We start from the raw sequence: 11,475 nt of genomic DNA on the forward strand, positions 1-11,475 counted from the left end.
GGGCAGGAGGACCTTCGGGCGAAGCGGGTGAGCCCGGGGCGCCTGCTCCCACGGGCGGCATCTTCGGGCCCGGCTCGGTGCTCGCGGGACTCCAGGACCGCATCGAGGTGCAGCGCCATGGACCGCTGGAGGAGCGGCGGGTGGCCCGCGCGAAGCAGGACGCGCGCAAGCTGGCGTCGCTCGTGAAGACGCTGGACCTGGATGGAGACGCCGCGTGCAAGAGCACCCTCCAGGCCCTCTGCGACCAGTTGTGTGAAGCGCAGACGGTGGTGGCCCAGGCGGTGCCCCCGCCCGGTCGTCCGGTGGGCGCGCTGTCCGAGTCCCAGGAGATCGTCGCGCGGCAGCTCCGCAACCTCCAGAAGCGGCAGGCGGAGGCGCTGGCGGCGCTGGAGGAGGCGCTGGCGCCGTGCGCGGAGGAGGACCCGGCCGCGCACGCGCTGCGGCTGGATCGCATGGTGACGTTCCTGGATGCGTTCGTGAATGGCCTCATCCAGGAGGCGCGGGATCAGCTCGTCATCCTGAAGGGCAGCGAGGCGCTGAACCGGGCGGATATCGCCTTCGGCGCGGAGGCGGGCGTGGCGCGGCCGCAGGGCGTGGCGGGCTCTGGCACGGACACGTTCTACCTGCTGCCCTTGACGGACGCGTCGGGGCTCACGTCCCAGGAGCCACCGGTGCGGCCAGGCGACTGGCTCGTGGTGGCCGAGGACGTGGAGCGCCTGGGCCCCGGCGGAGTGAAGGGCTCGGAGCGGCTCTTCCGCGAGGCGCTGCGGGTGCTGCGCGTTCGCATGGAGACGCCGACAGGCCAGCGCACGCCGATGACGCAGGTGACGTTCCAACCGCCGCTGTCGCGCGCGTATGCGTTGGACCGGGTGGTGCTGCTGGGCAACAACGCGCTGGTCAGCGAGGGCGCCACGGTGGAGGAGGTCGCCGTGCCCTCGCCGGACCTGCGCACGGTGCCCCTGCTCCACGGTCCGGTGACATGGCTGCGCGACGCGAGTCATGCTGGAGGCCGCAGGCCGGAGGTGTCCCTGACGGTGGGTGGGCGCGCGTGGCGTCCGGTGGACTCCCTCCTGGAGGCCGCGCCGGACGAGCTGGCCTTCGCGGTGGAGTCATTGCCGGGAGGGACCGCGCGCCTGCGGGTGGGAGGCGAGGACCACGGTTCGGCGCTGCCGCTGGGCGTGGAGCTGCGCGTCCGCTACCGCATGGGCCGGGGCCAGGGCGGCAACCGGGCGGCGCTGCGGTTGATGGCGATGGCGAGCCCGCACCCCTGCGTGGAGACGACCTTCAACCCGCTGTCGCTGTCCGGGGGGATGGACCCGGAGGCGCCGACGCTGGCGCGCGTGAGGGGGCCCGCCACGGTGGGTGCGATGGACCGCGCGGTGTCGCTGTCCGACGTGCGGGCGCTGACGCTGGTCTACGACGGCGTGCACCGGGCCAACGTGTTCCGCGACGGCGTGCGCAAGCGTTCGCTGACGGTGGTGGTGGCGGGACCGGAGGGCGCGGAGCTGGGCCGGGCGGACCTGGAGGCCCTGTACGCGCACCTGGCGGCGCGGGTGGCCCCGGGCGTGGAGCTGCGGCTGGTCAACCGTCAGCGCGTGGAGGTGCGGTCGCGGCTGCTGCTGCGCGTGGTGAAGGGCGCGGATCCGGTGGCGGTGCTCCAGGAGACGCGCCTGCGGCTGGGCGTGGACCGGGACCCGGAGCGCGAGCCCGGGCTGTTGGATCCAGACCGCGTGGAGCTGGGCGCGGACCTCCAGTTGTCGGACCTGTACGGGGCGCTCTCGGGCATCCGTGGGCTGCGCTCGGCGGTGGTCCAGGCGCTGCATCGCGCGGGCACGCGACCGTCGCTCGCCGAGCGCATCGCCACCGCGCACGGTGAGCTGCTCGGGTGGGCGCCGCCGTCCGGTGACAGCGATGGCGTCGCGCTGTTCTACGAGGAGGCGCAGGACCTATGAGCCGTCCCTCGCAGCGGCTGCTCCAGCTCCTTCCCGGCCTGTACACGGCGCGGGACTCCGTCCTCGCGGACCATCCGTTCCTCAAGCTGCTCGCGGTGCTGGGCACGGAGCTGGACGCGTTCTCCCTGGCGGTCGAACAGCTCTGGGATGATCACTTCGTCGAGCGGGCCGGGCCGCAGGCGCTGCCGCTGCTGGCGGAGCTGCTGGGCGCGCGGCTGCTCACCGACAACCCCCGCGTGCAACGCGGCGTGGTGGCGCGAGCGGTGGCGTGGCGCCGTCGCAAGGGCACGCTCGCGTCGCTGGAGGAGCAGCTCTCCGTCACCAGCCTCTGGGACGCGGAGGTGGACGAGTCCTTCCGCTCGCTCCTGGAGACCCAGGACCTCAACGACCTGTTGCCCTGGCGCGGGCGCACGGCGGTCGTGTGGGATCCCATCGGCCTCTCGGATCCGCTCAGCCGCCGCTCCGCCGGAGTCGAGCGTCCGCGCGATGGCGTCCCCGAGCGCGGCCCGTTGCTGGGCGTGGCGCCGGGCGAGACGCTGGACCAGGCCCTGCGCCGACTGGGGCGCGCGGACGCGGGCCGGAACGCCGCGTCGCCGCGCACGTTGGACCTGCTGGGATGGGCGCGTCCGGACGTGGCGCTCATCCGCACCGCGCGCCTCACGCCGGTGGAGCTGGAGGAGGTGACTCCCGCCGCCGTGCACGTCCTGCCCAACGGCTACCGGGGCTTCCGCGTGGATCCGCTGGACCGGGACGCGCCGCTCGTGTGGCTCCAGCCCTTGGAGCGGGCGGACCTCACCGGCGGGCTCACCGCGCGCCACGAACCCGAGCCCCTCTCGCTCGTGACGGGGCGCACGGCCGCGATGCTGCTGACGCCCACCGCATTGGCGGAAGACGCGGACGCGGCGGAGCGGGCGGACGCCATCACCGTCTCCGTGGATGGCATCCCCCTGGTGGGCCCGGAGGCGCTGCCCCTCCTGCGCGGCCCACTGCCCACCGCGCCCGTGGGCCTGGCACCCACGCTCCGGTTCGCGGACCGGGGCCGGCCATCGCCGGGTGATTCGTGGCGACTCACGCTGCTCGCCGCGCTCGACACCTCGGACACGCCGCTGCTGTCCACCGTGATCGAACCGGGCGTGCTCAACACCGTCACCGTCACGCCGGAGGCGAACCAGCTCCTGGGCGGCACCACGGCGGCGCTGCTCGTCGAACGCCTGCAAGGTGAGCCGCGCCTGCGCGACGCGGACGGCACCTGGCGCAAGCTCACCCCAGGCATCAGGTTGGGGCTGCCCCGCGGCAACGCGGTCCGCGTGGAGCTGGCGGGCACCCCGTGGGTGGCGCGCGTCGAACAACACCTCGCGGACGGGAGCCTGCGCCTGGCCCGCTTCGATGCGAGCGCCGACGGTGGACCGTGGCAGGTGGCGGAGCTGGGCGGCGACCTGCCTCCGGATGGCCCGGGCGTGTCGCTGGCGGTCCTTGGGGACGCGCTGCTGCTGGTGGCCCCGGACGGTGCGGGGAAGCTGGGCGTGTGGTCGGTGACGGGGCTGGACGGAGCCACGCCGACAGCGACGAGGCTGGACACCGCGAGCCCGCGCCAGCCCTCCTCACGCCTGGCCCCGAGCGTGTGCGTGCGCGGCGGTCGGCTCTTCGTCTTCGGCGGGGACCTGGGCGGTGCACCCACCGGAGACCTCTGGTCGCTTCCCGTCGCGGGTGGCCCATGGCGACCGCATGCGGTGCGCAACCGCCAGGAGCGCAAGGCCGCCACGCTGCTCAGCACTCCGCAGGGACTGGTCCTCCTGGGCGGCGAGGCCGTAACGGGCGAGCTGGCCGTGCCCGTCATGAGCTGCGACCCCGCGTCCGCGAGCCCTGCGTGGCGACCCCTGGCCCCGCTGCCCATCGCGCCGTCCCTGCCAGGCATGTTGGTGGCGACGGAGACCGCCACGGGATTGGATGCCCTCGTCTGGGCGGACACGACGCGGCCCCGGAAGCTCACGCTGAAGCAGGGCGAGAGCGCCTGGGTGTCGGGCCCCCTGGAGCCGGACGGCACGAACCCGCCCATCCCTGGCGAGGCGCTCTACGCTGACGGGCGCCTCCTCTTCGTGGACCCCACGCCGCTGCCCGCATCGGAGGTCGTCTTCTCAATCGGAGGGCGCGGACACCTCGCCTTCCTGCCGGAGCTGGCGCTGCTGCCGGATGAGCTGCTGCGCTTCAACGTCGCCAACGACGGCGTCGTCTTCATCGAGCCGCGCGAGGGCCAGCCGCTCCCGCTCGATGCACGGCCCGGAGGCGCGTACCACGCCCGGGACGCCTCACGCTCCGGAGGTGCTCGCCGGTACTCGGTGCCCGGTCGGCTGCGGCGCCAGGCATTCAAGCTGCGCCAGCGGAGCCTGGGCCCATGGACCACGCTCGCCCCGAGCAACGCCGCGGGCATCGTGGCGGTGGATCCGCGCCTGGGCCGCGTCGTGCTCCAGGACGACGCGCCCGTGGGCCACGTCACCGTCTCCGCGCGCGTGGGCCGGGGCTCCTCGCTGGGCGCGGGCCTGCTCACCCCGGATCGCCGTCCGCCCGCCGCCTGGGCGGAGCCGGACCTGCCGTTCATCGAACCTCCGGACCGTCCCGGGGATCGCTCCGGCACGGGCCTCCCCGTCACCGCGTGGATCTCCCCGGAGCGCGCGGGCGAAGTGCTCGGCGTTGGTGACGTGGAGCGGCCCATCGTCGCCACCGTGGCGGCGGGGCTGGGCTCCGGCACGCCTCCGGTGCTGGGCCTCATCGGTTCGCCGCGCCTGCCACCGGAGCGCCTGTCACAGGGGTTGGATCGCGGCCTGTCCCTCTTCGCCGCGGACACCGGCGCCGCGCCGTGCATCGGCGCGGACGAGAACGGCGTCTCGCTGGCGTTCTACCCGGGCTTTGGCGGTGGCACCGACACGCGCGTGTGGCTCGCGGGGTTGTGGCTCGCGGGCCGGTTGGACCTGGTGCTCGCACGAGGCCAGGCGGACCTGCGCTGGTGCAACCTGGGCGTGCCCGGGCAGGTGGGCCTGTGGATGCCGGGCGGTGGGCACCAGGACATCAGCGCGCGCCGCTCGCTGCCGCAGGCCGACGTGGAGCTGCGCCTCTACGGCTGCATGGTGGGCGCCATCGAGCTGCCGCCCTGGGTGCACCTCATCGCCGCCGGCTGCACCTTCGACGCGGGAGACCGGGACGCCCCCGCCATCCGCGCCGCCGGGGCTCGCCTCCGGCTGCGGCACTGCACGGTGCTGGGCGCCACCGAGGCGGGCGTGCTGGAGGCGTCCTCCTGCGCCTTCGCGGGCGAGGTGCGCACGGACCGTCCGGACCTGGGCTGGGTCCGCTACAGCCTGCTCGCTCGTGGCGGCCAGCCTCCGGTGTCGCACCAATCACGGGTGCACACCGTGTCGTTCCACTCGAACCGCCAGACGGACCCCGGCTACCTCGTGCTGGGTGACGACAACGGCCCCGACGCGCTCCACGCCTCCGAGCGCGGCGGCGTCCCCGGCGCGCACGACGAACGCTCTGACCACGAGCGCGAGCTGTTCGCGCGCACCGACGACAGCATGCCCATTGGCGTGACGCCGTTCCACGCCGACCGCACCCAAGAAGACCTCACCCGGATGAGCCGATCATGACCGTGAAAGCGTACACCTCCAGGTCCCGCTTCGACGAAGCCCGGCGATTCTCCGGCGTCTATCAGCAGATGGGGCGCATGAGCCTCGACGCTGACCACAACGAGGAGGTGCGGCTGCGCACCATCGACGCGCGCCGCCGCTCCGCCGACGTCGCCGACGGCTCGCCCGACGATGGCTTCCGCATCGGCGACAGCTACCTCGTCGACCCCATCGCCAACGTCCTCGGCTGGGCGGGACAGGGGCTGCCCGCGGACGACGAGCGCGTCATCACGCGCGAGCTGCGCCTGGATCGCTACGACGCGGAGACGCTGCCCTTCGTGGTGCGCAGCCGGGGCCACGTGGCGCTGCGCCGCACGCTGTCCAGGACGTTGGACCTCACCGCCGTGGAGCGCTCGGACGGCACCACCTTCAGCGCCTCCGCGCTCGTCATGGCCCTGCGCTTCGAGCGGCCTCCCACCGACGATGAGATCGTGGACATCCGCGTCGTGGTGGCGGACACGGAGGGCCACGAGGCCATCCTCTCCGCGGGCCTGGGCCAGCGCCCGTCCGGCTGGCACGACGTGCGCTTCCCCGTGTCCGCGCTCGCGGGCGTGGACGCGAAGAAGGTGAAGGCCTGGGGCGTGCTGGGCCTGCCGCCAGTGGCGCGCACCTGGGTGTCCGCCCTGCGCGTGGAGGACGCGGGCCTGGGCTCCGACGTCGTCATCCGGGGCGGCGACGGGACGCTGCCGGGCGCGGGCCGCATCCTGCTCGACGGCGTGCGCGTCTTCCTGGAGCGCGACCTGCGCTACGCCGCGCAGCCGGACTTCCCGGAGGCCCCCCCGCTGGCCGCGCTGCCCACGGACGGCACGCGGCACCACTTCTTCTTCCTCGACTGCTGGGAGCTGACCACCACCCGCTACGACGACGCGTTCCTCGAAGAGCCGGCGCTGGACGGCCAGGACACCACCGTGCGCCTGCGGCTCGTCTCCCAGGTGCGCGCGCTCCAGGGCCTGACCGCCACCGACGCGGAGGTCCTGCCCCGGCCCACGGGCGGGGGGCGCCTCACCACGAACATCCCGCAGGGCGCGCTGCCGGACCGCAACCCGCCGGAGCCGTTGGATCCGTGCCGCGACCGCTGCCTGTCCACGGAGAACGCCTCCACGGGCGAGGGCTACGTGGGCACCGACAACCTCCACGTGCGTGTGGAGGTGTTCCGGGGTGGCACGCGGCCCGTGGTGCTGTGGTCACGCGACAACGGCTCCACGGTGCTGCCGCTCACGGCGCCGGCCGCCGCGGACGCGATGACGCTCCAGGTGTCCCCCGCGAGCGCCGCGAAGCTGCGGGCTGGCGACCTCATCGTCATCGAGGACCGCGTCACGCGCCTCCAGCCGGAGGGCCCGTCGCTGCCGGTGCTGCGGCGGCTGCGCGGCGTGCAGGCGGACACGGGCAAGCTGGAGCTCGCGGACGCGAGCGCGGTGCTCACCACGGATCCGGTGCCGCTCCAGGTGGGAGGCACGCTGGGGCGGGCCTTCAGTCCGGCCCAGGGCGCGGCGGTGCGCAGGTGGGACGGCGGCGACCTGCTCGTCACCGGCCTGCGCTACCGCTTCCCGGACGGCATCACCCTGGCCTTCGCGGGCGCCGACTTCCGCGCGGGCGACTACTGGTCCTTCACCGCCCGCGTGCGCGCGGCGGACGGGGCCGCGCGGGGAGAGGTGGAGCAGCTCACCGACGCGCCCGTGCACGGCCCGGTGCACCACTTCGTGCCCCTGGCCCGCGTGAAGGGCGGGGCAACCCGCACGTTCGAGGACCTGCGTCCGCGCTACCTCCCGCTCTCGCAGGTGCGCGACCGGCTCGTCGAGCTGTCCGAGCGGGTGACGGGCCCCGGCTCCTTCACGGTGGTGGTGGGCGATGGCGTGCGCAGCTTCGGCGACATCGACCAGGACATGCTCGAAGGCATCACCGGCGACGAAGCGCTCCAGGCGGCGGTGGACCGGCTGAGCGGGCAGGGCGGCTCCATCTTCGTGCGCGCCGGCCGCTACAAGCTGGAGCACCCGGTGCTGCTGCGCAACCTCTCCTCCCTGCACCTGCTGGGCGACGGAGACGCCACGGAGCTGCGCACCCAGGGCTCCGGCGGCGCGTTCTTCGTGGACCGCTGCGGCCTGCTGGGCGACGTGCGCATCGAGGACTTCCGGCTGGTGGAGGCCCCCTTCGAGGACGTGGTGATTGGCGACGGACCCCAGCTGGTCGTCAAGGTCCCCACCCTCCAGGTGTCCACGAGCGGCGGCGTCCGCTTCGTGCCGCTGCTGGAGGTGGACGACGACCGGGTGCTGGAGACGGACGACGTGAAGCACCCGTCCGCCGAGGCCGACTTCGTGGACGTCGTCGCCGAGCGCATCAAGGCGCTGGTGCCCGGCCAGGGCCGCGCCGCGGGCTCGGTGGTGGCGACGCTGGTGGAGCTGCGCAAGCTGCAGCGGCTGCACCCGGGTCAGCCGCTGGAGGACCTGCCGGAAGCGAAGCCGCTGCTGGACGCGCTGAACACGCTGCCGCACGGCGTGGTGACGCTCGCGGACTCCAGCGGCGTCACGCTGCTGCGCTGCCACATCCAGGCGAACCAGGCCGGCTCCGAGGCCACCGGCGTGCTGGTGACGGGCTCCTGCGCGCGGCTGACCATCCAGGACAACCGCATTGGCGCGGCGACGGGCATCGCCGTGGCGCCCTATGCGCCGTACCTCGCCGAGCGCTTCCTCGCGTCGTTCCCGCGCGCGGGCCTCTTCGTGGACACGCTGTCCATCACCGGCAACCGGCTCCAGCCCCTGGGCGAGGCGACCACCGGCATCCACGTCGCGGACGGCACGCTGTCCGGCGTGGAGGTGCGCGGCAACCGCATCCAGGGCTTCCACGTGGGCATCCTCGTGCAGGACCTGGCGGAAGGCGGCCTGACGGGCCCGGTGGACCGCGTGCTGGTGGCGGACAACCAGGTGCTGGGCTCCGCGGCGGTGGGCATCCAGATCGCCGGTGACGGCGTGGACGTCGTGGGCAACGAGATCCGCAACGCGGTGTCGAACGGCCTCTTCCAGGTGGGCATCCAGCTCTCCGGCCGGGGCCTGCGCGTGCGCGACTCGTGGATCGAGCTGCCGGCCGTGCCCGCCGCCTCCGTGCTGGGCGTGGTGGCCGGCATCGTCGTGGGTGACGGCCTGGACGACGGCCATTCCAACGGCCGCCCCGCCGCGGACGTGGAGGTGGTGGACAACCGCATCGAGGGCGCGGGCGAGGCCACCCCGGGCTTCGGCATCCTGCTGGGCGGACCGCAGCCGGTGTTCGACGTGCGCATCCGGGGCAACGTCGTGCGGGGGCTGGGCGACGCGGCGGTGCGCGCGTGGGGCTGTGGCGGCGCGGTGGGGCGCATCCGCGTGGAGGAGAACCGCTTCGAACAGGTGGCGCTCGCGGACGTGCCGTCGCAGACGGACAACACCCTGGCCCTGTCGAGGTTGGATCCCGGCCTGGAGACCCGGCTGAGCGCGGACGCGCTGGCCCGGCCCCGGCCGCTGGTGGAGGCGCTGCTCGCCAACGTCACGCCCCGCGTGCGCGCGCCGCTGGACGCCGCGCTGCGGTGGCTGGAGCGGTTGACCCTGCGGGGCGCGGTGGTGCTGGCGGGCGTCGACGAAGCGCACGTGAACGGCAACCGGCTGCTCCAGGTGGGGCGCACGGGCGCGTACGGCGCGCCAGGGCTCGCGGACGCGGAGGTGCGCGCGGCGGGCATCGCCGTGGTGTCCGGCTCTGGCATCACCGTGGAGGGCAACGAGGTGGAGGGCGTCCACGCGCCGGTGAAGCGCACGGAGCTCCCACCGGGCACGCCGCCCATCAAGCTGCCGCCCATCGCCGTCGTGCTCCAGAAGCTGGGCGTCGCGCCGACCCTCACGCGGCTGGAGCGCGGTGACGTGCACGCGGCCGTCGTGGGCATGTACGCCACCGTGTTGCAATACACGGGGGCCACCGAGGACGTGCGCCAGAAGCTGGGCCGGGGCCTGTACGGGCCGCTGGACACCATCGCGCAGGAGGTGAAGGACCTGGGCGGCGCCCCCGGAACGCTCACCGACGCGCTGATCCGCGAGGTGGCGGAGATGCGCGCGGCCCAGGGCTACGACGACCACACGAAGACGGCGCACGCGGTGCGCTCGTCCCTGGCCCGCGCGTCCAGCTTCACCGCGCCGGACGCCGTGTCGCAGGACGCCTGGGACACCGTGGTGCGCTTCGACTTGGCGACCGTTTCCGGCAAGGAAGCGGTGGCGAAGGCGGCGGACCGCATCAAGGGCTCCTTCGAGGTGCTGGTGCAGGGGCTGCCCGGTACCGTGAAGGAAGCGCTCCTCAGGGCCCTGGGCGAGGTGCAGGGCGCGCCGGGCGAATTGGGCCGGCTGGTGGCGCTGTCCGCGGCGCTGAGCCAGGTGGCCCAGCTCCGCGAGGCCGAGGCCCAGCGGGCGAAGCAGCCCGTCATCGGGCAGGCGGTGGGCCCCCGGAAGACCATCATCAGCACCTTCGCCAACGCCGCGCTGGAGCAGCTTCCCCTCCGGACCCGCGGCGCGAAGGCGAGCGCCAACGCGGACGTGCTCCTGCAACTGCGGCAGTCCAAGGAGGCCCTGGCGGATCAGCTCAAGGACGTGAGCCCGTCGCTGGCCCTGCAGGTGGAAGCGGACTACCGCGACGTGGAGCGCACCGGCGGTCAGGCCCTGCCGGTGGAGCGCCTGCGCGCCACCCTCAAGCAGGTCCTGGAGTTCACGAACGGGCAGGTGGCTCCGGTGGCGCTCACCGCGGAGGACTCGGAGCGCGTGGCGGCCCAGGGTCGCACCGCCACCATCGGCCTGTACACCGCGAACCTGGACCGGCAGGCGGCGGGACTCGTCGCCGAGTCCGAGGACACGGTGGAGAAGCAGCTGCGCGGCTTCGGCACCGCCGTGGGGCAGTTGTCGGAGCTGGTGAGCGGGGACGCGGGGCTGTCCGCGCTCTCCTCCCAGGCGCACCAGGCGGTGCTCGCCGCCATCGCCCAGCCGCAGAAGCGCGCGGAGCAGCTGTCCATCGCGCGGGGCCTGTTGGACCGCATCCGTGTGCAGACGCTGGACGTGCTGCCTGCGGCGGCCCTGCCCCCGTCCCCGGGCCCGGTGTGGGCGGATCCGCTCGACCGCCGGCTCGCCGCGCTGGGCGCGCTGGTGCTGGCCGTGCGGGGCATGACGCCGGGCCCGGTGCTCACCGAGTCGCTGTCGCACTACCTCCCGCACCTCTCGCGCGTGTTGGACTTGGTGGGCGTGCAGGGCAAGACCCGCGACCTGCTGCTCCAGCGCGTGCAGGGGGCCCTCCAGACGGTCACCAGCGGAAACCCCGCGGCCGCCGTGCGCGAGGCCGTGCACCTGCTGGTGCAGGAGCCGGCGACGCTGGGGGCCGAGGCCGTCAACAAGGGCGGCGCGGTGCCGCCGGAGCTGGAAGCCGCCGCGGTGCTGCTGCGCGCCGTGGAGCAGGGTCTGGATCCGGCGGAGGACGATGCATCGCGCATCGCGCGGCTCCAGGAGTTCCTGCGCCAGCGCGCCCAGAAGGTCTCCGCGTCGCTCGTCGCCATCGTCACGGGGATGAGCGACCTGGGCGGCATCCTCGACGTGCTCGGCAAGGCGCTGGAGCAACTTGCGCGCGGCGAGGCCCCAGACCCTGGCGATCAGGTGGACCCCGTCTTCAACACCTTCCCGCAGCCCGCGGACGGCCTCTTCGCGTCGGGCGTGCAGGGGCGGGTGCGGCTCGCGGGCAACATCGTGCGGGACGCCGTCACCGGCATCAGCGTCCTTGGCGCCGCGGGGCACCTCCTGACGGAGGCCCCGACGCAGCCGGGGGCGCTCCTCGACGTGGAGGGCAACCGGGTGGAGGGG

At 74.2% G+C, this 11,475-nt stretch carries 3 protein-coding genes; all 3 read left to right on the forward strand.

The window, feature by feature from the left end; genetic code table 11:
- Positions 1-1,952: baseplate J/gp47 family protein (locus D7V93_RS45210; RefSeq protein WP_158623861.1), on the forward strand; the 1,952-nt coding region annotated here is incomplete at its 5' end.
- On the forward strand, positions 1,949-5,590 hold the full coding sequence (locus tag D7V93_RS26470) for a phage tail protein (protein ID WP_120646044.1): 3,642 nt from the start codon (positions 1,949-1,951) through the stop codon (positions 5,588-5,590). The genes D7V93_RS45210 and D7V93_RS26470, both read left to right, overlap by 4 nt.
- Positions 5,587-11,475 (forward strand): right-handed parallel beta-helix repeat-containing protein (locus D7V93_RS45215; protein ID WP_158623862.1); only part of this gene is annotated, 5,889 nt, incomplete at its 3' end. The genes D7V93_RS26470 and D7V93_RS45215, both read left to right, overlap by 4 nt.

This window comes from Corallococcus llansteffanensis (assembly GCF_003612055.1).
GTDB classification, from domain to species: Bacteria; Myxococcota; Myxococcia; order Myxococcales; family Myxococcaceae; genus Corallococcus; species Corallococcus llansteffanensis.